This is a genomic window from Bradyrhizobium sp. 62, assembly GCF_023073035.1.
Taxonomy (GTDB): domain Bacteria; phylum Pseudomonadota; class Alphaproteobacteria; order Rhizobiales; family Xanthobacteraceae; genus Bradyrhizobium.
Genome location: NZ_JADPIT010000016.1, coordinates 349,795 through 375,015 on the forward strand (window position 1 = coordinate 349,795; position 25,221 = coordinate 375,015).

The window sequence follows — 25,221 nt, forward strand, 5'->3', positions numbered from 1 at the left end:
GAATGCGACGCGACGGTGCGCCTCAATACCCCCGCGCACGCGCCAGCTGCTCGGTGTGGTAATTGGCGTCGCCGAACAACTCCTCGCACACGCGCGCGCGCTTCATGAAGAAGCCGATGTCGAACTGGTCGGTCATGCCCATGCCGCCATGCATCTGCACGCCTTCCTGCACCGCGCGCGTGGCGGTGGTGCCGGCGCGGGCCTTTGCCACTGCGACGCTTGATGCGGCCTTGGCGACGTCCGTATCGAGCGCTTGCAGCGCCTTCATCACGGCGGCGCGGGTGATCTCGATGTCGACATAGAGCTCGGCGGCGCGGTGCTGCAGCGCCTGGAATTCGCCGATCAGCTTGCCGAACTGCTTGCGGCTCTTCAGGTACTCGACGGTGCGGTTGAACACTTCTTCACTCAGACCCACCATTTCGGAGGCCACAGCGCCGCGCCCGATATTGAGCACGCCGTCGAGCAGCGCACCACCCTGGTCGATCTCGCCGAGCACGCTGTCGGCATCGACCTCGACATTGGCAAGCTCGATCCGCGCCGCATTGTGCGCGTCGACCATGATGGTGCGCTCGATCGCAACGCCCTTGGCCTTGGGATTGACCAGGAACAGCGTCAGCCCCTCGTGCTCGCCGGCCGAGCCGGCGGTGCGTGCCGCGACAATGAGAAGATCGGCGACGTGACCGTCGACCACCAGCGCCTTGGCGCCGGAGAGCCTGAAACCGTTGCCGGCGCGTACGGCCTGGAGGCTGGTCTGAAGCGGCCGATGTTTTGCGCCCTCGTCGATCGCGAGCGTAGCCAGCAGGGAGCCGTTGGATATCTTCGGCAGATATTCCGACTTCTGCGCGGCATTGCCGCCACGGTTCAGCGCCGAGGCCGCGACCACGCTGGTGGCGAGGAAGGGCGACGGCATCAGCGTGCGGCCGATCTCCTCCATCACCACACCGGCCTCGACATAGCCGAGGCCGCTGCCGCCGAACTCTTCCGGCACCAGCAAGCCGGCAAAGCCCATCTCGGCGAAGGAATGCCAAAACTCCTTGGAAAAGCCGGTGGGGTCTTTGCTGTCGCGCAGATGCCGCAAATGCGACACCGGCGCCTTGTCGCTGATCAACCCGCGCGCGCTGTCGCGGAGCATCGATTGTTCTTCGGTGAGGACGAGGGCCATGGGTGCGTTCCGATTCGAAATCTGTTTTGTCTTGGTCATTCCGGGATGGCCCGAAGGGCCAGGCCGGAATCCATCAGGGGGCATATACGCGGTGAAATGGATTCCGGGCTCGCGCTTCGCGCGCCCCGGAATGACGGGAAGTCTACGCCCCCGGCAGATCGAGGATGCGCTTGGCGACGATGCCGAGCATGACCTCGGTCGTGCCGCCCTCGATCGAGTTGGCCTTGGTCCGCAGCCAGGCGCGTGGACGGGCGCCTTGCTTCGAACGCTCGCTCTCCCATTCCAGTGCATCGACGCCGCCGGCCGACATCAGGATCTCGTAACGGCGCTTGTTGAGCTCGGTGCCGTAATATTTCATCGCCGAGGAGAACGCCGGATGCGCCTGCCCCGCCTTGGCGAGATCGACCGCGCGCTCGGCGCAGGCTGCAAGGGCGGCTTCATCGACGTCGAAGCTGGCGATCCGGCCGCGCAGCATGGAATCGTCGAGCCGTCCCAGCGAATCGGTGCCGACGGAATCGGCCGCGATCTGGCCGAGCGGACGGCCGACGCCGCGCTCGCCCATGCCTGATATCATCGCGCGCTCATGCTGGAGCAGATATTTTGCGACGTCCCAGCCGCGATTGACGGTGCCGACCACGTGCGATTTCGGCACGCGGACATTGTCGAAGAAGGTTTCGCAGAACGGCGAGTAGCCGGAGATCAGCAGGATCGGCTTGGTCGTCACGCCCTTCGATGTCATGTCGAACAGGATGAAGCTGATGCCGTCATGCTTCTTCGCGGCGGGATCGGTGCGGACGAGGCAGAAGATCCAGTCGGCGTAGTTGGCGTAGGACGTCCAGATCTTCGACCCCGTGATGACGAAATCATCGCCGTCGCTCTCGGCACGGGTCTGCAGCGAGGCGAGATCGGAGCCGGCGTTCGGCTCGGAATAGCCCTGGCACCAGCGGATCAGGCCCGCGGCGATCTTCGGCAGATGCTCCTTCTTCTGGGCGTCGTTGCCGTATTTCAGCAGCGCCGGCCCGAGCATCCAGATCCCGAAGCTCGACAGCGGCGGACGCGCGCCGATTCGTCCCATCTCCGCGCGCAGCACCTTGTGCTCGGCCGCGCTCAACCCGCCGCCGCCGTACTCCTTCGGCCAATCGGGTACGGTCCAGCCCTTGTCGCGCATGCGCTCGAACCAGATGCGCTGCGGCTCCGACGAGAATTTTGCATTGCGTCCGCCCCAGAACACGTCGGCATCGGACGTTGCAGGCTTGCGCATCTCCGGCGGACAATTGGCCTCGAGCCAGGCGCGCGTTTCGCTGCGGAATGTTTCGAGATCGGCGGTCTCAGTCTCGCTGGCCCTGGAGTCAGTCATTGGTCGTTTCCATCAATCTAAATCGGCTTGTTGGCCGCGACTCTGGGCCAAGCTCCCGCGGAATTCAACCACTTCCGTGTCACGCATCCGCTATAGTCGCCGCGACGGCGAAGCTTGAAAACAAAGAGGAAACAACAATGCGCCTGAAACTTCTTTCGCCTGGCGAAATGAACGAGAGCCAGCGGCAGACCTATGACGAGTCGATTGCCGGGAAGCGCGGCAAGCCGCCGGCGCCGATGATGGCCTGGCTCAACAGCCCCGACATGGCCCGCCACGCCACGCGGCTCGGCGAGGTCCTGCGCTACGATACGATCTTCCCCGCGAAGCTCTCGGAGATCGCGATCCTGGTGACGGCGCGGCACTGGACCGCGCATTACGAATGGTACGCGCACAAGCGCCTCGCGCTTGCCGGCGGCATGGCCCCTGACATCATCGATGCCATCCGCGACCGCCGCACGCCCGTCTTCGACGATCCCAAGGGCAAGATGATCTACGACGTCGCAAAGTCGCTGCATGAGGGCCATGGCGTCGAGAAGGGCCTCTATGACGAGGCGGTGAAGCTGCTCGGCGAGCGCGGCGTGGTCGAGGTGATTGGTCTCTGCGGCTATTACACGCTGGTGTCGATGACGCTGAACACGTTTGAGTTCGAGCTGCCGGAGGGCGAGGTGCGGGAGCTGTCGTAAGTTGCCTATCCGGAAACGCTGGGTTTCTGGATAGGCCGGTAGCACTGTCTTAAGGCCGCACTTATGTGGAGTTCATCAACGGAGCAGCCGCATGTCGCAGAACCAAGCCGTCGCCGCCGGCACCAGGATCGGCCACGTTCACCTCAAGGTCGCCGATCTCGATCGCGCGCTCGGCTTCTATTGCGGCGTGCTCGGTTTCGAGCTGATGCAGCGCATGGGCTCCGGCGCGGCCTTCATCTCGGCCGGCGGCTATCATCACCACATCGGGCTCAACACCTGGGAGAGCAAGGGCGGCTCGCCGCCGCTGCCGGGCACGACCGGGCTCTATCACACCGCGATCCTCTATCCGACGCGACCGGCGCTGGCGGATGCGCTGCACCGCGTGCTCTCGGCCGGCATTGCGCTCGACGGGGCCAGCGACCATGGCGTGTCCGAAGCGCTGTATTTGCGCGATCCGGACCAGAACGGCGTGGAGCTGTATTGGGACAAGCCGCGGGAGCAATGGCCGTTCGGGCCGGATGGGAAGCTCGCGATGTTCACGAAACGGCTGGATGTGGACGAGCTGCTGAAGCAACGCGAGGCCTGAGCACCGCACTCGCCTCGTCATTGCGAGCGCAGCGAAGCAATCCAGCTATTTCCGCGGCACGGATTCTGGATTGCCTATCTCCGCGGAGACAGCCTGGATTGCTTCGTGGGCTCCTCGCAATGACGTAGTTTGTTGAAGCGCCGTCGCTCACGACTGGGATTTTCGCCCCCGCACCATGATCAACGCCGCCGCCGCCAGCTCCAGCGCAATACACAGATAGAACGGCAGCTCATAGCCACCGGAAAAATCGCGCAGAAGGCCGACCACGCCGGGGCCGAACGCGTACGTCACCTGGTTGATCGCGGTGTTGAGGCTGATCAGCACGCCGAACGAGGCGGAATCGAATTCCTGCTGCACGATCAGCGACGGCAGCGTGATGAGATTGCCGACCGAGAAGCCGAACAATGCGCAGGCCGCGATCAGCACGTAATCATTGTGCAAATTGATGACGACGAGAAGCGCCACGGCCTGGCTCAGGAACGACAGCGCCGAGGCGAGCCGCTGGTTGAGGCGGTCGATCACCAGAGAGAACAGCACCCGCCCGATCACCGCCATCGCGGTCAGCACCGCAACCGCGACGGCTGCGCGCTCGCGCCCGATCACGGGATCGAGGAACGAGATCAGGTGTACGATGAAGCCGACCTGCGCGAACAGCACCAAGGCAAAGGCAATGGTCACAGTGAGGAAGCCGACGTCGCGCAAGGCCTGGCTGCGAATTTGCGCGGATGATTGCGGCTTCGCCTTCGTCGCGGCGCGCCGGCCATGGAGATCGGGCGGGTGGCCGACGACAATCAGGATCACCGGCACGAGCAGCACCAGCATGGCGCCGGCGACGGTAAACATCGCGCTGGCGAAGCCGATGTGGCCGATCAAGGTCACCAGCAGCGGCACGCCGACGATGCCGCCGAAGCTTGCGCCATTCAGCGCGAGGCTGATCGCCATGCCGCGCTTGTGGTCGAACCACAGGCTGATCGTGTTGGTGATCATGGCGAGGCTGGTGCCGGCCCAGCCGAAGGCGAGCACGGCGTTCGCGAGATAAAGTTGCCACGGCTCGCGCACCGCGCCGATCGCGACTGCCGCGGCCGACATCGCCAGCGTCCCCGCGATCAGGCCAAGGCGCGGGCCGTATTTGTTGACGGCTTCGCCGACGAAGACGACGAGCAGCGCGCCGAACAGATAGAAGAACGTCGTGCCGGACGAGATCAGCGAGGCCGACCAGCCGTGCGCGCGCTGGAGCTCGGCGACATAGACGCTCTGGCCGTAGAAGCCGAGCCCCCAGCCGAAGGTCGCGAGCAGGAAGCAGACCGCAACGATGCGCCAACCTTCGTAGCGGAGGGAGGATTCGTCGATGGATGCGTCGTGCCGGGGATTGTCGAGCATTTGCGCTTGTCCTTCGTTTCCCCCGCGAGCGCCGTGCTTCACGCTCGCCTGTTCATGACGAGCATCATGTAACAACCCAAGCCCCGGAAATCACTTCGACCTGGATCGAACTATCAACGCTGCTGACAGCCTCCCGCCAATTCAGATCGCATCCGGGAACTCGCCCATCGCCGCGTCCAGCCGCGCTTTGCGACGGCGGGCAAAGGACGCCAGCGAGAGCACGGCGAGGCCGAGCAGCACCGGCGGGAACACCACCATGTTCACCGCGGACCAGCCGTAACTGGCGAGCAATTGGCCGGACGAGAACGAGCCGATCGCCATCATCCCGAACACCAGGAAATCGTTGAAGGCCTGCACCTTGTTGCGCTCCTGCGGCCGATGCGTCTCCAGCACCAGCGCGGAGGCGCCGATGAAGGAAAAATTCCACCCCACACCGAGCACGACCAGCGTGGCCCAGAAATGCATCGCGGTGATGCCGGACAGGCCGATGCAGGCTGCGCCAGCCTCCAGCAGCAGGCCGGCGGCAACGACCTTGCGCGCGCCGAAGCGGGCAATCAGCGCGCCCGTGAAGAAGCTCGGCCCGTACATGGCGACGATGTGCCATTGAATGCCGAAATTTGAATCGGAAACGCTCAAGCCGCACAGCTTCATGGCGAGCGGCGCCGAGGTCATCACCAGATTCATCATGGGGTAGGAGATGACGCCGCACAGCGCCGCCGCAATGAAACGCGGCTGGGCCACGATCTCGAGCAGCGGCCGCCCGCCGTGAAGATCGGCCGGTGCTGGCTTCGGCATGTCGACCCCGGCGACGATGCCCATCGCGATGAGCGCGACGGCAGCCTGGACCAGGAAGCTGAAAGCGAACAGATAAGGCTGCCAGACATCCATGGTCCATTGCACGAGCTGCGGACCGAGCACGCCGGCGAACACGCCGCCCGCCATCACCCAGGATACCGCCTTGGGTCGATAGGCAACACTGGCGCCGTCGGCCGCAGCGAAGCGATAGGACTGCGCCACCGCGCCGTAGAGGCCGCCGAGAAAAGTCGCCAGACAGAACAACGGAAACGAAGCGTGCAGGATCGCGAACGAGCCGAGCAGACCGGTCAGCGCGCCCAGACCTGTGCCGACGATGAAAGCCACTCGGCGGCCGAAGCGGCGCGAGATCGCGCCGGTCGGCAGCGTGCCGGCGGCGAGGCCGAGCACATACATCGAGATCGGCACGGTCGCGAACGAGACGTCGGGCGCGAGCGTCGCGCCGACGATCGCGCCGGTGGCGAAGATCACCGCCGAGTTGGCGCCGGTCAGCGCCTGCGCGGCGGCAAGGCGCACCACATTGGCGCGCACGCGGGCGTCGGCGGCGATCTCATCGGCTGCAGTCACATCCAGCATCGGCATTTCCGCCCCAACGGGCTTTCGAGGGGCTTTTAAAGGCTTTCAAGGGCTCGCTTGATTCCCGGCACTATGGCGGGGCGCGGGAGGCCGGGCAACCGGCGCAAACGGGCGCAGGCCATGTCTCTGACGCAATCGGGCCGATGATAATGGGCCGCGCACTTGACGGCTTGCGCTCGATCAAATCCTATCCGCCGCGACCTTCCGGAGTTTCGTTCATGTCCGTCGACGACAGGCCTACGCTCAGCGCTCCCGACGACGATCCCTGGCTCTGGCTGGAGGAGATCGAAGGCAAGCAGGCGCTCGATTTCGTCACGCGGCAGAACAGCCTGACGCTCGAGGCGTTCGGCGGAGCGGCCTTCGCGCGCGACCGTGACCTGCTCGCAGCGATCTACGATCGTCCCGACAACATTCCCTATGTCAGCCGGCGCGGCGACGAACTGCACAACCTCTGGAAGGACGCCACCAACCCGCGCGGCCTGTGGCGAAAGACTTCGCTCGCGGAGTTTCGCAAACCGCATCCCACGTGGGAGATCATGCTGGATGTCGACCAGCTCGCCGCGCGCGAAGGCGAGGACTGGCTGCTGAGCGGCATCACCACACAGAAGGGAAGCGCGCGCGCCATTTTGGGCCTGTCGCGCGGTGGCAGCGACGCCGTGACCTTGCGGGAATTCGACCTCGACACCAAGAGTTTCGTTGCCGACGGGTTTGCGCTGTCGGAAGCCAAGGGCGGCGCCGATTGGCTCGATGCCGACACGCTGCTGCTGTCGAGTGCCCACGGCGAAGGCATGGCGACGAGCTCGGGATATTCGCGGACGGTTCGGCTGTGGCGACGCGGCCAGCCTGTCGATCAGGCGCAAATAATCATCGAGACCACGGCCGATCATATGGCGATCTCCGGCATCGTCGACGACACCGCGGCGGCCCCGCGCAGCTGGATCGTCGACCAGATCGATTTCTTCAATCATGCGCTCTGGCTGCGCGGCGCGGACGGCACGACGACAAAGCTCGATCTGCCGACCGGCATCTGGTTGCAGGCGCATGGCGACTGGTTCGCGATGAAGCTGCGCGAAGCCTGGTCGATCGAGGGGAAAACCTATGCCGCCGACACCGTGCTCGGCATGTCGCTCTCGGCGTTCCTCGCCGGCAGCCGCGATTTCGCGGTGCTGTTCGAGCCGGAATCTCGCCGCGCCCTGCAAGGTCTGTTCTGGGCCGGCGGCAGGCTGGTGCTGTCGATCCTCGACGAGCTCCAGCCGCAATTCGAGATCTGCACGCCGTCCGCCACGAGCTGGAGCCGCGCGTCACTCGGCGGCCTGCCGCAGATCGGCGTGGTCGACATCTGGCCGCTGGATCGCCATCCCTCCGAGAGCAATGGCAACCTGCTTGCCAATGTGCAGGATCCGCTCACGCCGCCGTCGCTGCTGCTGATGGAGCGCGGCGTCGCGAGCCCGACCGTACTGAAGCAGGCGCCGAAAACATTCAACGCCGACGGCCTCGTGGTGACCCAGCACGAGGCGATCTCGATCGACGGCGAGCGTATCCCTTATGTGCAGACCGGCCCCAGCGGCGAGACCGGCGATGCACCGGTCTATATGAGCGCCTATGGCGGCTTCGCCCATTCGGTGAAGCCGTATTACAACCCGTCGCTCGGCAAGCTGTGGTTGGAGCGCGGCGGCACGACAGTGCAGGCGAATTTGCGTGGCGGCGGCGAGTTCGGCACGCGCTGGCACGATGCCGGCCGGCTCGCCGGCAAGAAACTGTCGCATGACGATTTCGCAGCCGTTGCCGCCGATCTCGTCCGCCGCGGCGTGACGACAGCAAAGCGCATCGCCGCGCAGGGTGGATCGAACGGCGGCATCCTCATCACCAACATGCTGGTGCGCTACCCCGAACGTTTCGGCGCGCTGTTCTGCACCATCCCGCTGATCGACATGCGCCGCTACACGAAGCTGCTCGCCGGCGCGAGCTGGATCGCGGAATATGGCGATCCCGACAAGCCGGAGGAGTGGGACTGGCTGAAGACCTACTCCGCCTATCACAACGTCAAGGCCGGCCAGCCCTATCCGCCGATCCTGATTGCCACCACACGGCGTGACGACCGTGTCCATCCCGGGCATGCGCGCAAGATGGCCGCAAAGCTCCAGGCCATGGGTTACGAGGCCTGGTTCTACGAGCCTGAAGCGGGCGGCCACGGCTACGGCAAGGACAACAAGGAGCGCGCCGGGTTCGAGGTGATTGGCTTTCGGTTTTTGAAAGAGAAGATCGGGTGGAAGGACGGCGAGGGCTGACGGCCTCTTGATGAATCAGTGGAGCGCAGCAGGCGGGTGCACCTCGCCCGCTTGCGGGAGAGGGAGCGCATCGCCGTTGCGGCTTAACGCGCGAATACCAAGGTCAGATTATTCGCGGGCATGTCGATTGTATCGACGAGGCGCAGACCTGCGCCGCGCGCGAGGGCCTCGACATCGCTGATGTCACGCACGCCCCAGTCGGGATTGCCTTCACGCAACGACGTGTCGAACACGGCATTGCTGAGCGCGATGTGCTTGCCGTCGCGCTTGAACGGGCCGTAGAGGAACAGCTTGCCGTCGGCCCGCAAATAGCGGCCGGCGCCGGCGAACAGGCCCTCGGCGACGCTCCATGGCGCGATGTGGATGACATTGGCGCAGAACAATGCGGCGAGACTTGACGGCGCCTGCCCGCTTTTCATCTCCGGGCACCAGTCCGGATCGGTGAGATCGATCCGCAGCGGCGAGCGGATGTTCTTCAGGCCTGAATGAACGCGCCACGCCTCGATGCTCTTGAGGTGGCGTTGGTTGAGATCGCTAGGCCACCAGATCAGGCCGGGCGTGTGCCGGGCGAAGTGGACCACGTGCTGGCCGGTTCCGCTGCCGAGCTCGACCACGTTGCCGGTGCAGCCGGTGAGATGTTTTTCCAGTGCCGCCCAGAGCGGCTCGTGATTGCGATGAAATGCCGGCGCGTCGAGCCGCCCGTCGGACTCGACCCGACCGCCATCCCTGCCGAATTCGATGACATATTCAGCCAAGTGAGGTCCCCTTGAAAAAACGAGAACGCGTTGAAAACAGGATGAGCGCCCAAACGCTCAGGAAACAGCCGGCCCGCGCCACGGCTCTTAACTCTCGGGCCAAATCGGCTGAACAAATAATCTCATTAGTTGCAATGGGGAAGATATTAACTTCATTTTGTCGCGTGCATAGTCTTGATTGTCAGGCGGTGCCCTTTGTGCTTTGGAACGCTTCTATTTCGCGATCGAGACCATCGATATAACGCTTCGGAATGACGCCTTGACCGCCTTTTCCCGGACGCCCGTTCTGTTCATCTTGCTGGTCATTGCCGCCGGCCTCGCCAGCCCGGCGTGGGCGCAGTCCGCTGTGGCCGACGGCCAGAAACTCGCTTTCGACCGCGGCAAGGGCAATTGCCTGACCTGCCACGTGATCAAGGGTGGCGACCTGCCGGGAACGATCGGGCCGGAACTGAAGGACCTCAAGACCAAGTACCCCGATCGCAACGAGCTGGCCGCGATCATCTTCGACGAGACCAAACGCAATCCGCAGACGATGATGCCGCCGTTCGGCCGGAACCGGATTTTGACCGAACAGGAGATCAGCGCGATCGTTGATTTCCTGCAGACCCTGTGACTTCAGGCACGCCAAGAGATTGGTTGGGAGACCCGAGATGACCACACTCACCGGCCCAAGCGCGACGCGCCGGCTGATTCTTCAAGGCGCAGCCTCGGTCGCGCTGCTCGGCCTCGGCAATCTGCCGTTCGGCGCCGCTCCCGCGCGCGCCGCGGCCAACGACAAATATCCGGAAGAGGCCTTCAGGCAGAAGAGCGAGGCGGACGCCATCAAGGCGCTGTACGGCAAAACCGCCGAGCCGTCCGACAAGGTCAAGCTGGACGCCCCCGAGATCGCCGAGAACGGCGGCGTGGTGCCGATCTCGGTGACGACGACGCTCGACAAGGTCACCTCGATGTCGTTCTTCGTGGCCGAGAATCCCAGCGCGCTGGCCGCGAGCTACAGAATTCCCGAAGGCACGATCCCTGCTGTCGCCAACCGGCTGAAGATGGCCAAAACCACCAACGTCGTTGCGATCGTGGAGGCCGACGGCAAGCTCTACAGCGCGACCAAAGAGGTCAAGGTCACCGTCGGCGGTTGCGGCGGCTAAGCGAGGAAGATCGATATGGCATCCAGCATTCGCGTTCGCGCCACCGCCAACGGCGACATCACCGAGGTGCAGGCGCTGATCCAGCACCCGATGGATACCGGCTTCGTCAAGGACGCCAGGGGCGAGCTGATCCCGGCGCATTACATCCAGCAGCTGAAATTCGAATGTAACGGCAAGGACGTCTTCGTTGCCGATTGGGGCACCGCGGTCTCGAAGGACCCCTATGTCAAGTTCAGCTTCAAGGGGGCCAAGAAGGGCGACGATCTCAAGGTCTCCTGGACCGATAACAAGGGTGCGTCGGACACGACCACCGCGAAGATCTCGTGATGAAGGCGCGCACTTCCATCCTGCCTGGTTTGTTGAGCGCCGCGCTCGTCGCGTTGGCCCTCACCTCTCCGCGCGTGGTGGCGGCCGACAAGGTCGATCCCGTCGCCGATGCCAAGGCGTTCCAGAACTTCTTCTTCCAGAAGTTCCCGACCGTGAAGCACGAGGACTTCGTCAACGGTCCTTATTCCATGAATGAGGACATGAAGCGGCAGTGGCAGGAGAAGGAGGAATTCCCGCCCTACGAGTTCGCGCTCGACGCCGGCAAGGAGATGTTCGCCACCCCGTTCAAGAACGGCAAGACCTATGCCGACTGTTTCCCGGACGGCGGCATCGGCATCCGCCAGAACTATCCTTATTTCGACGAGAAGGAAGGCAAGGTCGTCACGCTGGAGCTGGCGCTCAACCACTGCCGCGAGGCCAATGGCGAGGCGCCCTATTCCTACGTCAAGGACGAGATGGCCTCGCTCACCGCCTACATGGCCTTCACCTCGCGCGGCAAGCCGATGGACATCACGATCCCCGACGATCCTCGCGCGCTCGCGGCATTCGAGAACGGCAAGCGCTATTTCTACACCCGCCGCGGCCAATTGAATTTCTCCTGCGCGAGCTGCCATGTGCAGAGCCCGGGCGAGCGCATCCGCGCCGAGATCCTGGCGCCGGCGCTCGGCATTCTGAACGCAATGCCGATCTACCGCTCCGAATGGAGCGGCATGGGAACGACCAGCCGCCGCTTCGTCACCTGCAACAGCCAGACCCGCGCGGTTCCGCTGGAGCCACAGGCGGATGAATACCGCGACGTCGAATATTTCCTGTCCTACGTCGCCAACGGCCTGCCGATATCGGGACCGGGAGCGCGGCCATGAAGCGGTCACTTGTCCCCGCCATGCTGCTTGCCCTGAGCTTCGCGCCGGCGGCGCACGCGGCGAATGAGGCAGACTACAAGGCGGCCTATGCCGCCGCCGAGGCCTCCTCCAAGGAGGCGGCCGGCATGCGCAACCAGTGGACCGTGACCGTCTCGACGCTGGCCGCCGCGAAGAAGGCGGCCGATGGCGGCGATTTCGACCGCGCCGTGGCTGCAGCCAGGGAGGCCGAGGCGCTGGCGAAGGCGTCGGTCTTCCAGGCGATTTCCGAAAAAGAAGCCTGGAAGGCGATGGAAATCCGCTAGACTGTTCGCCTGTGCAACAGCCTTGCGGCCATGAGAGGGCGCGGAGAATTTCTGGATGGCGATCCGCCGCCGCGATTTCCTGAAGAATGCAGGCCTTGCTGCCGCATCGCTCAGCCTGCCACGGCTTGCGCGCGGTGCTGAGGCCGCGAGCATTTACGACCTCGAACGGTTCGGCAATGCGCGCATCCTTCACCTCACCGACACGCATGCGCAACTCAATCCGGTCTATTTTCGCGAGCCCAGCGTCAATATCGGGATCGGCGAAATGGCGGGACGGCCGCCGCACCTGGTCGGGCGCGCCTTCCTCGACCGTTTCGGCATCAGGCCCGACAGTGCGGACGCCTATGCCTTCAGCTGCTTCGAGTTCGAGAAGTCCGCAGGCCGCTTCGGCAAGCTCGGCGGCTTCGCCCATCTGAAGACGCTGATCGACCGCTTGCGCGGCGATGTCGGCGAAAAACACTCCGTGCTCGTTGACGGCGGCGACATCTGGCAGGGCTCGGGACTCGCCAACATCATGCAGGGCCGCGACATGGTCGAGGCCGCAAACCTGCTCGGTATCGAGGCGATGACCGGGCATTGGGAATTCACCTACGGCGAGCAGGCGCTGCGCGACAATCTCGCGCGCTTCAAGGGCGAGTTTCTGGCGCAGAACGTTTTCCTGACCGAGGAAGCGGCATTCAACGACGCCGCCGCCTTCGACAAGGCGACGGGGCGCGTGTTCAAGCCCTCCGTGATCAAGGAACTCGGCGGCCATCGCGTCGCGATCGTCGGCCAGGCCTTCCCTTACGTGCCGATCTCGCATCCCAAACGGTTCACGCCGGACTGGACCTTCGGCATCCGCGAGGAGGAACTCCAGAAGCATGTCGACGGCTTGCGCGGCGCCGACAAGGTCGATGCGGTCATCCTGCTGTCGCACAACGGCATGGACGTCGACCTCAAGCTCGCAAGCCGCGTCACCGGCATCGACGTCATCCTCGGCGGCCATACCCATGATGCGATCCCGCAGCCAATCGCAGTGAAAAATGCGAGCGGGACGACGCTCGTCACCAATGCCGGCTCCAACGGAAAATTCCTTGCCGTGCTCGATCTCGCGCTCGACAAGGGCAAGGTCGGCGACGTCAAATATCATCTGCTGCCGGTCTATTCCGAGCTGTTGAAGCCCGATCCTGGGATGGCCGAACTGATCGGCCGATTGCGGGCGCCCTTCGTCACCGACTGGTTGGAGAAGATCGCGACGCCCGATCGCCTGCTGTATCGACGCGACAATTTCGCCGGCCCAGTCGACGAGCTGATCTGCAGCGCGCTGCGCACCGAGCTCAACGCCGAGATCGCGCTGTCGCCGGGCTTCCGCTGGGGCGTCACCGGGCTCTCCGGCCAGGCGCTGACGATGGAGGATTTGCTCGCGGAAACCGCGATCAGCTATCCCGAGACCTATGTGCAAGAGATGACCGGAGCCCAGATCAAGGACGTGCTGGAAGACGTCTGCGACAACCTCTTCAACACCGATCCCTATTACCAGCAGGGCGGCGACATGGTGCGCGCCGGCGGGCTCAGCTACACCTGCACGCCGACGGCGGCGATCGGCAGCCGCATCTCGGAGCTGAAGCTCAATGGCGGCAAGGCGCTCAGTGCCAGCCACCGTTACAAGATCGCGGGCTGGGCCTCGGTCAACAGCCAGCAAGGCGCGCCGGTGTGGGATGTGGTGGCAAAATATCTGCGCTCGGGCCGGATGTTTCAGGAGCGGCTCGGCTCCGGCGTCACGCTAAAGGGCGTCGAGGGTAATCCGGGCATTGCAGGACAGGGATGATGCGGTCGCAAACCCTATCCGCGATGCTGCTGGCGCTATTCGCCTGGGCGGCGCCGCCGGCTTTCGCGCAGCAGGTGCCGCTCCAGGACAAGCCGTTCGCCGAGCACAAGATCGTGCTGCAGCTCTCCGATGGCGATGCCAGGAAGCAGGCTCTGGTGCTCAGCGTCGCCAACAATTTACTGAAAGCCTACGACCCCGACAAAGTCGCGATCGAGGTGGTGGCGTTCGGTCCCGGCATCGATCTCCTGTTGTCAGGCAGCGAACGCCGCAAGCAGGTCGAAAGCCTGATCGCGCAAGGCGTACGCTTCGACATCTGCCTCAACACCGTCGACACGATCGAGCGGGAGACCGGCAAGCGGCCGGAGTTCATCCCCGCCGCCACGCCGGTGCAGGTCGGGGTCGGGCAGATCCTGTTTCTCAGCGAGAACGGGTACACGCTGGTGAGGCCCTGAGCCTTTTGTCGGGGCAAGGCGTCGCGGCACAGCCGGTGTCATCGCCCCCGAAGGCGGGTGATCCAGTACTCCGAGACGGGGAGGGGTACGGAAAGGGCGCGGCGTACTGGATTTCCCGCCTTCGCGGGGAATGACAGCGGTGGCCAGGTGACACCCACTCGCCCCTCACAGGAATAAAAATCTTCCAAATTTTCTTGCTTACACAGTGAATTGCTTCTCTTGTGAGCCCGAAATGTAGTAGAATCTCCGGGTAATTCACGCCGGGCCTTGCCATGATCTTCCGCCAGCTCTTCGACAGTGTTTCGGGTACCTACAGCTATCTCCTGGCGAGCCGCCCCGGCGGCGAGGCGCTGATCCTCGATCCCGTGCTGGAGAAGGTCGACCGCTACTGCCAGCTGCTGCGCGAACTCGATCTCAAGCTGGTCAAGGCCGTCGACACCCATCTGCATGCGGACCACGTCACCGGCCTCGGCGAGCTACGCGACCGCACCCATTGCATGACCGTGATGGGCGACCAGACCAAGGCCGACGTGGTGGCGATGCGGGTTGCCGACGGCGACAAGGTGACGATCGACGGCCTGTCGCTCGACGTGATGTACACGCCCGGCCACACCGATGATTCTTATTCCTATTTGATGGGCGACCGCGTCTTCACCGGCGACACGCTGCTGATCCGCGGCACCGGCCGCACCGATTTCCAGAACGGCTCGTCGCGCGCGCAATACGACTCGATCTTCAACCGCCTGCTCAAGCTGCCGGACGAGACCATGGTGTTCCCGGCGCATGACTACAAGGGCGACACCGTCTCCACCATCGGCGAGGAGAAGCGCTACAATCCGCGGCTCCAGGTGCGTTCGGTCGACGACTATATCGAGCTGATGGCCAATCTGAAGCTGCCCAATCCGAAGATGATGGACGTCGCGGTGCCCGCCAACATGCATGTCGGCCTGCACCAGGAGGAGCTGGAGAAAGAGGGCCGCGCGCTCCGCGCCGTCGAGGCGATCCGCAGCCTCGGCCGTCCCGATATCCTGCTGGTCGATTTGCGCGAGACCAACGAGCGGATGAAGCACGGCATGCTTGAAGGCGCGCTGCATACGCCCTATCCGTCCGTTGAGGACAGCCTCAAGCCCGGCGGCATGCTGCGCGAGGTCGCGGCCGCCACCGGCCGCCGCGTCGTGTTCTTCTGCGCCTTCGGCGAACGCTCTGCGATGGCGGTCGCCGCCGCCAAGGAGGCCGGGCTCACCAACACCGCCCACATCGCCGGCGGCATCGATGCCTGGAAGAAGGCCGGCGGGCCGGTGGTGCACTGACCGTCTTGCCGCCGTTCTTGAGATAAATCAGCAGCTGCCCATATATTCAGGCTAGACGGATGCAGCATCACCATCCGGGACCAGCCATGGCCAAGATCGGCAAGCCGAGCGCGCCGCCGAAAATTGCGGACGACACGCCAGCAAAAGACAAGGCGAAGAAGCCTCCACCTCCGCTCGACACCGACGACGATGATTACGAGGACGGCGACATGGCGACCCCGAAGCGCGACCGCTACGGGCCGGATGACGAGCCGTTTTGAGGGGCTCGGCTCTTGCCACGCTCTCAACTGTCGTCCTGGCGAAAGCCAGGACGACAATGTGGAGCCACCGTCCTCGCCATTCTCATGACCCCCTCTCGCCCCGCCCCCACTACCAGCCATGCGCCTGCGTTCATGGACAAATAACCGCTCTGCCCGATAGTTTGCGCGTCTCCAAAGGACATAAAACGGAACTGCAATGGTTGACGTTCTCGCCGCACCGCAGCAAGGCAAGGCGGACAGCGCGCTACGCACGCTGACGGGAATCTCGATCGCGCATTGGGTCAGCCATTTCCATCTGCTGGTCCTGCCGATGCTGTTTCCGTTCCTCAAGAATCAACTCGGCGTCGGCTATGTCGAGCTCGGCTTTGCGCTCACCGTGTCGGCCGTGGTGTCGGGGCTGACGCAGGCGCCGACCGGCTATCTCGTCGACCATTTTGGCGCGCGACGGATCCTGCTGGGCGGTCTCACCCTCGGCGGCTTCGCGCTGATCCTGCTCGGCCTGCATCTCAGCTACGCCTCGCTGATCGCCTGCGCCGTGCTGCTTGGGCTCGCCAACAGCGTCTACCATCCCGCCGATTACGCCATCCTTGCCGCGCACATGGACGAAGCGCGGATGGGCCGCGCCTTCTCGATCCATACCTTTGCCGGCTATTTCGGCGGCGCGGTGGCGCCGGCGATCGTCGCCGCGATGGTCATCGTGTCCGGCGGCGCCGGTGCGCTGATCGCATCGGGCGCGATCGGCGTTCTGGTCGCGCTGTTGCTGGTGACGATGAACATTCCCGATGCCGGCGCGCACAAGACCAAGCCGGGCACCGAGAACGCACCTAAACAAGCCGTGATCACGCCGGCGCTGATCACGCTGACGGCGCTGTTCATGCTGCTCAGCCTGTCGGTCGCCGGCATCAACAATTTCGGCGTGGTGGCGCTGATGAGTGGCTATGGCGTCACCTATTCCGCGGCCAATGTCGCGCTCACCGCCTTCCTCGGTGCAAGCGCCGCCGGCGTGCTCGCGGGCGGCTTCCTTGCCGACCACACCGAGCGCCACGGCTATGTCGCCGCCGCCTGCTTTGCTGCGAACGCGGCGATCGTGCTGCTGATCGCGCTGGTCACGCTGCCGGGCTGGGCGCTGATCGCCACGATGGCGACCGCGGGATTCCTCTCCGGCGTGATCGCGCCCTCGCGCGACATGCTGGTGCGCAATGCAGCGCCGCCCGGCGCTGCGGGGCGCGCCTTCGGCATCGTCTCCACCGGATTCAATCTCGGCGGCATCGTCAGCCCGCTGCTGTTCGGCTGGATCATGGACCAGAGCGCGCCGCATTGGGTGTTCGGGGCGTCCGTGATTTTCATGGTCGCGACGGTGGTGCTGTCGCCGTTCACGGAGCGGAAGCGGCGGCCGCAAACCTAATCGTGTCCCGGCGACGATTGTAATTGGGTTTGGCGGAGCCCGCCCCTTACGTCGGCGACACCGCGCTCTTCAGCGGCGCGGCCTGCGGCGTAGCTCCACCGGTCAGCCTGGCCTTTTCCGTGTTCGGCCAGAGCAGGAGCAGCCCGAGCACACCGGAGCCGACCATGATCGCGGCGTTGATGGTGAAGCCGGTCATGTAGCCGTCGAGCATGTTGCCGGCGCGCTGGATCACGCTGCCCATCACCAGCGGCGCGATGATGCCCGAAAGCGTATAGAGCGCACCGTAGATCGCGAGAACCGCGCCGCGCTGCGACGTCGGCGTGAACTCGCCGAGCATGGGCGGGCAGACGACGTAGATCGCGCCGCACAGGCCGGAGCCGACAACGAGCAGGGCGATCTGGAGGCCCGCGCCCTGGACTTGCGGCATCATCGCGAGGATCAGGCCGCCGACAATCAGCGGCACCGAGCCGAGCACGCCGCGGGAGATCCGCGACGTGTAGCCGCGTGCCAGCATCACCTGCGAGATCCAGCCCGTGAGAATGACGATGGTCGCCCCGAACACCCAGGGCAGGATCGAGACGAAGCCCGCCTGAGACTGCGAGAAGCCGAGGCCCTTGATGATGAAGGGCGTGAACCAGGTGAGCCCGAGCGACAACGCCCAATAGGCGCCGAAGGTCGCGGTCACGCAGCCGATGAAGGTGCGCGATGTCAGAAGCTGGAGATAGGGTATTTTCGGTTCGATCACGGCCGATGCGTGGGTGTCCAGCGGGCCTTCCTTGCCGAGTGCGAGCCAGGCGGCGACCCAGATCAGGCCGACGATTCCGAGCGCGCCGAACGCGTAATGCCAGGAATGGTTGACGATGATCCAGTTCAACGCCGGGACCGTCAGGATCACGCCAAAGGCCGAACCCTGCGACAGGATCGCGGTCGGCATCGTGCGCTTCTCGTCGGGGAACCATTTGTAGACCGCGTGCATCGCCACCGAGGCCGCAGGGCCCTCGCCGGCGCCGAGCACGATGCGGCAGATCATGAGTGTGGTGAAAGAGACGGTGCCGACCATCGGAAACTGCGCCAGCGCCCAGATCACGGCGAGTGTCAGCAGCACCCAGCGCGTCGGCACCTTGTTGACGATGAAGCCGACCACGATGGCCGCAAACCAGAACAGGAAGAAGAACGAGGAGCCGAGCAGACCGAACTGCTCGGGCTCGAGCTTCAGCTCGGTCATGATCGGAACGCCCGCGAGACTCACGACGATCTTGTCGGCGAAGTTCACCAGCATGAAAAGAAACAGGAGAAATGTAACGGTCCAGGCACCCTTTGGCGTTTCCTTGGACGTTTCCTTGGACGTTTCCTTGGACATCCCCGTCATCTTGCCCGCCGCGGGCTGCGTTGCCTGAGCGCTCATCGTTCTCCCCGTCGTCCCTTTTTGGCACTTTTTTGATTTGGTCCTCTTAGGAGCTAACAACGGCTTCAAGACCAACGCAACCCGGCATTTCCGCAGCAAGTGTGCTACGCAGCAATTCCGCTAATTCCGTCCGGCGCCATTCATCGTGCTGAGCATCCGCAACCTCTCCAAGACGTTCTCTTCGGCCGGCGAGCCGGTCCATGTCCTGCGCGGCGTCGATCTCGACCTCAAGGCCGGCGAACGCGTCGCGCTGACCGGCGAGTCCGGCAGCGGCAAGAGCACGCTGTTGCACCTGATCGCAGGGCTCGATGCCGCCGATGGCGGCACGATCCGACTGGAAGACACCGAGGTCACCAAATTGTCCGATGCGGGACGCGCGGGCCTGCGGCGCGACCGGATCGGCCTGGTGTTTCAACAGTACAATTTGATCCCGAGTCTGTCGGTCGGGGATAATCTGGTCTTTCAGGCACGGATCGCCGACCGCTACGACGCAGCTTGGTACAAGGAGCTGATCGAGCGTCTCGGGCTTGGCGGCCTGCTCAAGCGTTATCCAGAACAATTGTCAGGCGGCCAGCAGCAACGGGTCGCGATCGGCCGGGCCCTGGCGATAAAGCCGTCGTTGCTGCTGGCGGACGAGCCGACCGGCAATCTCGACGAAGCCACTGCCGAGGACGTGCTGGCGCTGACGCGCGACCTCGTCACGCGCACCGGCTGCGGCTTTCTGCTGGTGACGCACAGCCTGCATCTGGCCGCGGCACTCGATCGCCACGTCAACCTGCACGCCGGGCGGATCGCATGAGGCGCGCGCTCTGGGTCCTCGCCGTGCTGCTCAGCCATTGGCGGCGCCACAAGATGCAGTTCGCGACGCTCCTGATCGGGCTGATCGCGGCGACCGCGTTGTGGAGCGGCGTGCAGGCGATCAACCAGCAGGCCCGCAACGCCTATGACCGCGCCGCGGCAACCTTCGGCGGCGCGCGCACGCCGATGCTGGTCGCGCCCGATGCCGCGACCTTTCCGCAGGAATTGTTCGTCAAGCTCCGTCGCGCCGGCTGGCCGGTCTCGCCGATGCTGGAGGGCCGGGTCCAGGTCAACGGGCGCTCGGTCCGGCTGCTCGGCATCGAGCCCGTGACGCTGCCGGTCGATGTCGGCAACGCACCGCGCCTCGGCGCCGCCGATCTGAGCAACTTCGTCGCGCCGCCGGGCCAGACGCTGGTGGCACGGGAGACGCTGAACGATTTGCAGGAGCAGGAAGGCGCGGCACCAGCGATCAGCAGCGGCGCAAAACTGCCACCACTGCGCGTGCAGCCGCAGCTGGTGCCCGACGTGCTCGTCGTCGACATCGGCGTGGCGCAGCGGCTCCTCAACAAGCCGGACCAGATCTCGCGACTTCTGATCGGCAAACCGAAGGGCAAGCCCGCGCCATTGGCGAGCGTCGTCGGCGACCGCTTGCAGCGGGTCGAACCGAATGCCGAGACCGAGCTGGAGCGCCTCACCGACAGCTTTCATCTCAACCTCACCGCGTTCGGCCTGCTGTCGTTCTTCGTCGGTCTTTTCATCGTCAATTCCGCCGTCGGCCTCGCCTTCGAGCAGCGGCTGCCGATGCTCCGCACCTTGCGGGCTTGCGGTGCCTCGGCGCGGCTGGTCAACACCGTGCTGGTGGTCGAGCTCGTGGCGCTGTCGCTGGTCGCAGGCCTGATCGGGCTTGCCTGCGGCTATTTCATCGCGGCCGCGCTCTTGCCCGACGTCGCGGCGTCCTTGCGTGGACTCTATGGCGCGCAGATTCCGGGGCAGCTCAGCTTGCGTCCCGAATGGTGGCTCGCCGGGATCGGCATCAGCATTGTGGGCGCGCTTGTTGCCGCGGCGACCAGCCTGATCAAGGCCGTCAGGATGCCGGTGCTGGCGACCGCGCAGCCGCGCGCCTGGCAACAGCGGCAGCGCCGCTGGCTGATCCTGCAAGGCCTAGCCGCCTGCGCCGTGTTCGCGGTCGCGCTGTTGCTGCTCCAGTACGGGCAATCGTTGATCGCGGGCTTTGGCGTGCTGGCGGCGCTGATGCTCGGCGCCGCGTTGATCCTGCCGGCCTTCCTCGACATCATCCTGCGGACCGGGCAGCGTTTCGCGCGAAAACCGCTCGCGCTGTGGTTCTGGGCGGACAGCCGGCAGCAGCTCTCGGGTTTGTCGCTGGCGCTGATGGCGCTGCTGCTCGCGCTCGCCGTCAATGTCGGAGTGTCCACCATGGTGGAAACGTTCAGCCGCACCTTCATCGGCTGGCTCGACGGGCGGCTCGCGGCCGACGTCTACATCAGCGCCTCCGACAATGCGAAAGGTGTCGCAATCCGCAACTGGCTGAAGGAGCGCGGTGATGTCCAGGCGATCCTGTCGGGCGGACGCGCCGAGGCACAGGTGCAGGGCCAGCCGGTCGAGCTGCTCGGCCTGCCCGATCATGCGCTCTATCGCGAGCGCTGGCCGCTGCTGGAAGCCGCGCCCCGTGCCTGGACCCGGCTCGTGCCCGGTAATGCCGCGTTCATCAGCGAGCAGCTGAGCCGCCGCCTCAACGTCCGCGTCGGCGATGTCGTTGACGTCCCGGCGCCGGGCGGGACCTGGGAGCTCGACATCGTCGGCATCTATGCCGACTACGGCAATCCCAAGGGCCAGCTTGCGGTGAACGTCGCGGCACTGATCCGGCAGTTTCCGCAGACGCCGCAGACGCGCATCGGTCTCATCGTCGCGAAGGAGAATATCCCCGGCCTGATCACGGCGTTGCAGAAGCAGTTTGCGCTCGATGACCGCAGCGTCGCCGACCAGGCGACGGTGAAGGCAGAATCGATCCGGATCTTCAACCGCACCTTTGCGGTGACGTCGGCGCTGAACGCGTTCACGCTCGGCGTCGCCGGGATCGCGCTTCTGACCAGCCTTCTCACACTGGCGAACTCGCGCCTGCCGCAACTCGCACCGCTCTGGGCGATCGGCATCACGCGGCCACGCCTTGCCGCGATCGAGCTGACCAAGACGCTGTCGGTCGCGCTGTTCACGTCGCTCCTGGCCGTGCCGCTCGGCCTGCTGGTGGCGTGGTGCCTGATCGCGATCGTCAACGTGAAGGCGTTCGGCTGGCGGCTGCCGTTCCACGTGTTTCCGCTGCAACTGGTCGAGCTGGTCGCGGTCGCGCTGTTCGCCTCGTTGCTTGCCGCCCTGCTGCCGATGATCCGACTTGCCCGGATGCAGCCGGCGAGCCTCGTCAAGGTGTTTGCCAATGAGCGCTAACGGGATAACGCGGCGCACCTTCGCCGGCGGCATCGCCGCGCTCGCGGCAGTCCGCCGCGCGGGCGCGCAAGGCTATGCCGGGCTCGGCGAGACAGCCGACGGCTTTGCCAAGGTCACGCCGGGGAAGACGTTCGCCTTTCCGGACGATCACGGGCCGCATCCGGAGTTTCGCATCGAGTGGTGGTATCTCACGGCGAATCTCGTCGATAGCAGCGGCGCGGCTTGCGGCCTGCAATGGACGCTGTTTCGCCAGGCGACGCAGCCGGGGCCGCAGAGCGAAGGCTGGGCCAATCAGCAGGTGTGGATGGCGCATGCGGCGGTGACGCGCGCCGACACCCACCGCTTCAATGAGCTGTTTTCCCGCGGCGGTGTGGGGCAGGCCGGCGTCACCGCGAAACCGTTCTCGGCCTGGATCGATGATTGGGAGATGAACGGATCCGAGCGCACCGGCGATCGCACTCTGGCGCCGCTGGCGCTGAAGGCCGCTGGCACCGACTTCAGTTACGCGCTGACGCTTGAGGCCGATCGTCCGGTGGTGCTGCAAGGCGATCGCGGCTACAGCCGCAAGTCCGAGCGCGGACAGGCCTCCTACTATTACAGCCAGCCGTTCTATCGCGCCCGCGGCACGCTCACCATCGACGACAGGCCGGTCGATGTTTCCGGCCAGGCCTGGATGGACCGCGAATGGAGCAGCCAGCCGCTCGACACCGACCAGACCGGCTGGGACTGGCTGTCGCTGCATCTCGCGTCCGGCGACAAGCTGATGCTGTACCGGCTGCGCCAGAAGGACGGCCGGAATCATCCGTTCGGCAACTGGATCTCCGCCGCCGGCGATACGCACATGATTGCGGGCGACGACATCCAGATGACTCCGAAGGCGACCGCCGAGGTCGCGGGACACAAGCTGCCGGTGGAATGGCAGATCGCGATCCCCTCGCGGTCGTTCTCGATCCAGTGCAAGCCGCTCAATCCAAAGGCGTGGATGGGGACCGGTTTTTCCTATTGGGAGGGGCCGATCAGCTTTGCCGGCACGCATGACGGCGTTGGCTATCTCGAGCTGACCGGGTATTGAAGAAGCGCGACCTGTCTAGATCCTCGTTTTGACGCGTTTTTCTTTACGCGGGCCGGGTGTCGACTTCGCTCGAAAACGCTTTAAGGAAACCAACGATGTATCGTCTCACCGCCCTCGTCACGCTGCTGGCGATCGCATTTTATTTCTTCACCTGCATCAATGTCTCGCGGGCGCGGACCAAGACCGGTGTTAAGGTGCCGGCCACGTCAGGCCATCCGGATTTCGAGCGCGCGTTTCGCATTCAGATGAACACGCTGGAATGGATGCCGATCGTCCTGCCGGCGCTGTGGCTGTTCGCGATCTATATCGGCGACGCCATCGCGGCCGGCATCGGCGCGGTGTGGATCATCGGCCGCATTGTCTATTTCATCGGCTATTCGAAGGCTGCCGCTAAACGCGGCCCGGGCTTCATGATCCAGGGCGTCGCGGCGATTGCGCTGTGGGCGGGGGCGTTGGGCGCGGTGGTGCTGCGGCTGGTGTGAGGGGCGGGCAACCGCCACACACTCAGAGTCGTCCCGGCGAAGGCCGGGACCCATACCCCCGGGATGTGGTTTGACGATGACTCGGAGTTACCAGTTCGCGCCCACAACTTCTCGCTGGGGTTATGGGTCCGGCTTTCGCCGGGACGACATAGGAGTTATTGGCGCGGTCCTGGCCCTACTTCGTCAGCGGACAGCCGCTCTCCTTGGCCGTGAAGAACGCCTTCTCGCCGGGAACGACCGCGAGCTGCTTGTAATAGTCCCAGGGCTTCTTCGATTCGGAGGGCTTCTTGACCTCGAACAGATACATGTCGTGGACCATGCGGCCGTTCTCGAGCACCTTGCCGCCTTGCGCGAAGTCGTCGTCGACCGGCAACTCCTTCAGCTTCTTGGCGACCGCATCCGGATCCTTGGTGCCAGCGGCCTTGACCGCCTTGAGATAGCTCAGCGTCGCCGAATAGGTGCCGGCCTGGATCATGTTCGGCATCCGGCCGGTGCGCTTGAGAAAGCGTTCGCCGAGATTGCGGGTGCGGTCGTTGATGTCCCAGTAATAGCCCTCGGTCAGCACCAGGCCTTGCGCGGCCTGCAAGCCGAGACCGTTCACTTCGGCGAGCGTCATCAAGAGGCCCGCGAGCTTCTGGCCACCGGAGACGATGCCGAACTCGGACGCCTGCTTGATCGAGTTGGTGGTGTCGAGGCCGGCATTGGCAAGGCCGACGATCTTCGCCTTCGAGCTCTGCGCCTGGAGCAGGAAGGAGGAGAAGTCCGAGGAGTTGAGCGGCACGCGCACCGAACCGAGCACCTTGCCGCCATTGGCGGTGACGATCTCGCTGGTGTCCTTCTCCAGCGCGTAGCCGAAGGCATAGTCCGCAGTGAGGAAGAACCAGCTGTCGCCGCCGGCCTTGGTCAGCGAGCCGCCGGTGCCGACGCCGAGCGCGCGGGTGTCATAGGCCCAGTGGAAACCATAGGGCTGGCAGGCATCGCCGGTGAGGCGCGAGGTCGCAGCGCCAACCACGATGTCGATCTTCTTCTTTTCCTTGGAGAGCTCGTGGATCGCGAGCGCGACCGATGAGGTCGTCAGCTCCGTGATCATGTCGACGTTCTCGACATCGTACCAGCGCCGCGCGATGGAGGTCGCGAGATCCGGCTTGTTCTGGTGGTCGGCGGTGACGAGTTCCACCTTCTGGCCCAGCACCTCGCCGCCGAAATCCTCGATCGCCATCCTGGCGGCCTCGACCGACCATTTGCCGCCGTAATCGGCGTAGACGCCGGACTGGTCGTTGAGGATACCGATCTTGACGCCTTGCGCAGAGGCCGGCGCGGCCAGCAGCAAGGCCGAAATTGCGACAGCGGCCAAAAGTGCTGATTTCATAGGTTGCTCCCAGCAGTTTTCTGTTTTGAAATCGCGCGGATACTAGTGAAGAACCCCGCGCCTGCCCATCCATTGCATGTTGGTCGTTAGTATGAAGGGCGTGGCAAGCAAACGGCGTCGTCCCCGACAAGCGCAGCGAAGCGGAGCGCAGATCCGGGATCCATAAC

At 64.7% G+C, this 25,221-nt stretch carries 24 protein-coding genes; 17 read left to right on the forward strand and 7 right to left on the reverse strand.

Annotated features, from left to right (window positions below; genetic code table 11):
- Nucleotides 1–22: 22 nt before the first annotated feature.
- Together IVB47_RS20675 and IVB47_RS20680 are read right to left on the reverse strand one after the other, a co-directional pair.
- The gene (locus IVB47_RS20675) at nucleotides 23–1,162 is read right to left on the reverse strand and encodes an acyl-CoA dehydrogenase family protein (RefSeq protein ID WP_247463756.1); all 1,140 of its coding nucleotides are present in this window, start codon (nucleotides 1,160–1,162) and stop codon (nucleotides 23–25) included.
- 142 nt (nucleotides 1,163–1,304) lie between these two features.
- Nucleotides 1,305–2,519 carry an acyl-CoA dehydrogenase family protein gene (locus tag IVB47_RS20680; protein ID WP_247463759.1) on the reverse strand — a complete coding sequence of 405 codons (1,215 nt, stop codon included), beginning with the start codon at nucleotides 2,517–2,519 and terminating at the stop codon, nucleotides 1,305–1,307.
- Nucleotides 2,520–2,656: 137 nt separating this feature from the next.
- Between IVB47_RS20680 and IVB47_RS20685 the strand changes: the two genes are divergently transcribed.
- On the forward strand, nucleotides 2,657–3,202 hold the full coding sequence (locus IVB47_RS20685) for a carboxymuconolactone decarboxylase family protein (RefSeq protein WP_027565949.1): 546 nt from the start codon (nucleotides 2,657–2,659) through the stop codon (nucleotides 3,200–3,202).
- A 91-nt stretch (nucleotides 3,203–3,293) separates the two neighbouring features.
- Nucleotides 3,294–3,788, forward strand: a complete 495-nt coding sequence (locus IVB47_RS20690) for a VOC family protein (protein WP_247463762.1) — start codon at nucleotides 3,294–3,296, stop codon at nucleotides 3,786–3,788.
- A 147-nt stretch (nucleotides 3,789–3,935) separates the two neighbouring features.
- Here the strand turns inward: IVB47_RS20690 and IVB47_RS20695 are convergent, their stop codons facing one another.
- A complete protein-coding gene (locus tag IVB47_RS20695) occupies nucleotides 3,936–5,168 on the reverse strand; it encodes an MFS transporter (protein ID WP_247463765.1) in 1,233 nt (410 codons plus the stop codon).
- A 141-nt stretch (nucleotides 5,169–5,309) separates the two neighbouring features.
- Nucleotides 5,310–6,557 carry an MFS transporter gene (locus IVB47_RS20700; protein WP_247404593.1) on the reverse strand — a complete coding sequence of 416 codons (1,248 nt, stop codon included), beginning with the start codon at nucleotides 6,555–6,557 and terminating at the stop codon, nucleotides 5,310–5,312.
- A 218-nt stretch (nucleotides 6,558–6,775) separates the two neighbouring features.
- Here IVB47_RS20700 and IVB47_RS20705 point away from each other — a divergent pair, with 218 nt between their 5' ends.
- Complete coding sequence (locus tag IVB47_RS20705) at nucleotides 6,776–8,845, forward strand: prolyl oligopeptidase family serine peptidase (RefSeq protein WP_247463768.1); 2,070 nt, start codon at nucleotides 6,776–6,778, stop codon at nucleotides 8,843–8,845.
- Between the two features lie 83 nt (nucleotides 8,846–8,928).
- Here IVB47_RS20705 and IVB47_RS20710 read toward each other — a convergent pair whose 3' ends face one another.
- Nucleotides 8,929–9,600, reverse strand: coding sequence for a DUF938 domain-containing protein (locus IVB47_RS20710; RefSeq protein ID WP_247463772.1), 672 nt, complete (start codon nucleotides 9,598–9,600; stop codon nucleotides 8,929–8,931).
- 259 nt (nucleotides 9,601–9,859) lie between these two features.
- Between IVB47_RS20710 and soxX the strand changes: the two genes are divergently transcribed.
- From soxX to IVB47_RS20760, 10 genes are all read left to right on the forward strand, one after another.
- Nucleotides 9,860–10,213: a sulfur oxidation c-type cytochrome SoxX gene (gene soxX, locus IVB47_RS20715; protein WP_247463774.1), complete on the forward strand. Its 354-nt coding sequence runs from the start codon at nucleotides 9,860–9,862 to the stop codon at nucleotides 10,211–10,213.
- Between the two features lie 37 nt (nucleotides 10,214–10,250).
- The gene (soxY, locus tag IVB47_RS20720; RefSeq protein WP_247463776.1) at nucleotides 10,251–10,742 is read left to right on the forward strand and encodes a thiosulfate oxidation carrier protein SoxY; all 492 of its coding nucleotides are present in this window, start codon (nucleotides 10,251–10,253) and stop codon (nucleotides 10,740–10,742) included.
- A 15-nt stretch (nucleotides 10,743–10,757) separates the two neighbouring features.
- Nucleotides 10,758–11,069: a thiosulfate oxidation carrier complex protein SoxZ gene (gene soxZ, locus IVB47_RS20725; RefSeq protein WP_247463777.1), complete on the forward strand. Its 312-nt coding sequence runs from the start codon at nucleotides 10,758–10,760 to the stop codon at nucleotides 11,067–11,069.
- Nucleotides 11,069–11,932, forward strand: a complete 864-nt coding sequence (soxA, locus tag IVB47_RS20730) for a sulfur oxidation c-type cytochrome SoxA (RefSeq protein ID WP_247463779.1) — start codon at nucleotides 11,069–11,071, stop codon at nucleotides 11,930–11,932. The genes soxZ and soxA overlap by 1 nt, the downstream gene beginning before the upstream one ends.
- Complete coding sequence (locus tag IVB47_RS20735; protein WP_247463781.1) at nucleotides 11,929–12,234, forward strand: hypothetical protein; 306 nt, start codon at nucleotides 11,929–11,931, stop codon at nucleotides 12,232–12,234. The genes soxA and IVB47_RS20735 overlap by 4 nt, the downstream gene beginning before the upstream one ends.
- A 55-nt stretch (nucleotides 12,235–12,289) precedes the next feature.
- Complete coding sequence (gene soxB, locus IVB47_RS20740) at nucleotides 12,290–14,041, forward strand: thiosulfohydrolase SoxB (protein WP_247463784.1); 1,752 nt, start codon at nucleotides 12,290–12,292, stop codon at nucleotides 14,039–14,041.
- Nucleotides 14,038–14,493 carry a hypothetical protein gene (locus tag IVB47_RS20745; RefSeq protein WP_247463786.1) on the forward strand — a complete coding sequence of 152 codons (456 nt, stop codon included), beginning with the start codon at nucleotides 14,038–14,040 and terminating at the stop codon, nucleotides 14,491–14,493. Before soxB ends, IVB47_RS20745 begins: the two co-directional genes overlap by 4 nt.
- Nucleotides 14,494–14,765: 272 nt before the next feature.
- Nucleotides 14,766–15,803, forward strand: coding sequence for an MBL fold metallo-hydrolase (locus IVB47_RS20750; protein WP_247463787.1), 1,038 nt, complete (start codon nucleotides 14,766–14,768; stop codon nucleotides 15,801–15,803).
- A gap of 86 nt (nucleotides 15,804–15,889) precedes the next feature.
- A complete protein-coding gene (locus IVB47_RS20755) occupies nucleotides 15,890–16,063 on the forward strand; it encodes a hypothetical protein (protein WP_197031101.1) in 174 nt (57 codons plus the stop codon).
- A 196-nt stretch (nucleotides 16,064–16,259) separates the two neighbouring features.
- Complete coding sequence (locus tag IVB47_RS20760) at nucleotides 16,260–17,468, forward strand: MFS transporter (RefSeq protein ID WP_247463790.1); 1,209 nt, start codon at nucleotides 16,260–16,262, stop codon at nucleotides 17,466–17,468.
- Nucleotides 17,469–17,514: 46 nt separating this feature from the next.
- Here IVB47_RS20760 and IVB47_RS20765 read toward each other — a convergent pair whose 3' ends face one another.
- On the reverse strand, nucleotides 17,515–18,873 hold the full coding sequence (locus tag IVB47_RS20765) for an MFS transporter (RefSeq protein WP_247463793.1): 1,359 nt from the start codon (nucleotides 18,871–18,873) through the stop codon (nucleotides 17,515–17,517).
- Nucleotides 18,874–19,018: 145 nt separating this feature from the next.
- Here IVB47_RS20765 and IVB47_RS20770 point away from each other — a divergent pair, with 145 nt between their 5' ends.
- The 4 genes from IVB47_RS20770 (at nucleotide 19,019) to IVB47_RS20785 (ending at nucleotide 23,685) form a co-directional block, all read left to right on the forward strand.
- Nucleotides 19,019–19,672 (forward strand): ABC transporter ATP-binding protein, encoded by a 654-nt coding sequence (locus tag IVB47_RS20770; protein ID WP_247463796.1) that lies wholly within the window; start codon nucleotides 19,019–19,021, stop codon nucleotides 19,670–19,672.
- Nucleotides 19,669–22,131 (forward strand): FtsX-like permease family protein, encoded by a 2,463-nt coding sequence (locus tag IVB47_RS20775; RefSeq protein WP_247463799.1) that lies wholly within the window; start codon nucleotides 19,669–19,671, stop codon nucleotides 22,129–22,131. Before IVB47_RS20770 ends, IVB47_RS20775 begins: the two co-directional genes overlap by 4 nt.
- Nucleotides 22,121–23,203 (forward strand): lipocalin-like domain-containing protein, encoded by a 1,083-nt coding sequence (locus tag IVB47_RS20780; RefSeq protein WP_247463801.1) that lies wholly within the window; start codon nucleotides 22,121–22,123, stop codon nucleotides 23,201–23,203. The genes IVB47_RS20775 and IVB47_RS20780 overlap by 11 nt, the downstream gene beginning before the upstream one ends.
- A 95-nt stretch (nucleotides 23,204–23,298) precedes the next feature.
- Nucleotides 23,299–23,685, forward strand: a complete 387-nt coding sequence (locus tag IVB47_RS20785) for an MAPEG family protein (protein WP_106941367.1) — start codon at nucleotides 23,299–23,301, stop codon at nucleotides 23,683–23,685.
- A 175-nt stretch (nucleotides 23,686–23,860) separates the two neighbouring features.
- Here IVB47_RS20785 and IVB47_RS20790 read toward each other — a convergent pair whose 3' ends face one another.
- A complete protein-coding gene (locus IVB47_RS20790; RefSeq protein ID WP_027565969.1) occupies nucleotides 23,861–25,054 on the reverse strand; it encodes an ABC transporter substrate-binding protein in 1,194 nt (397 codons plus the stop codon).
- Nucleotides 25,055–25,221 lie beyond the last annotated feature (167 nt).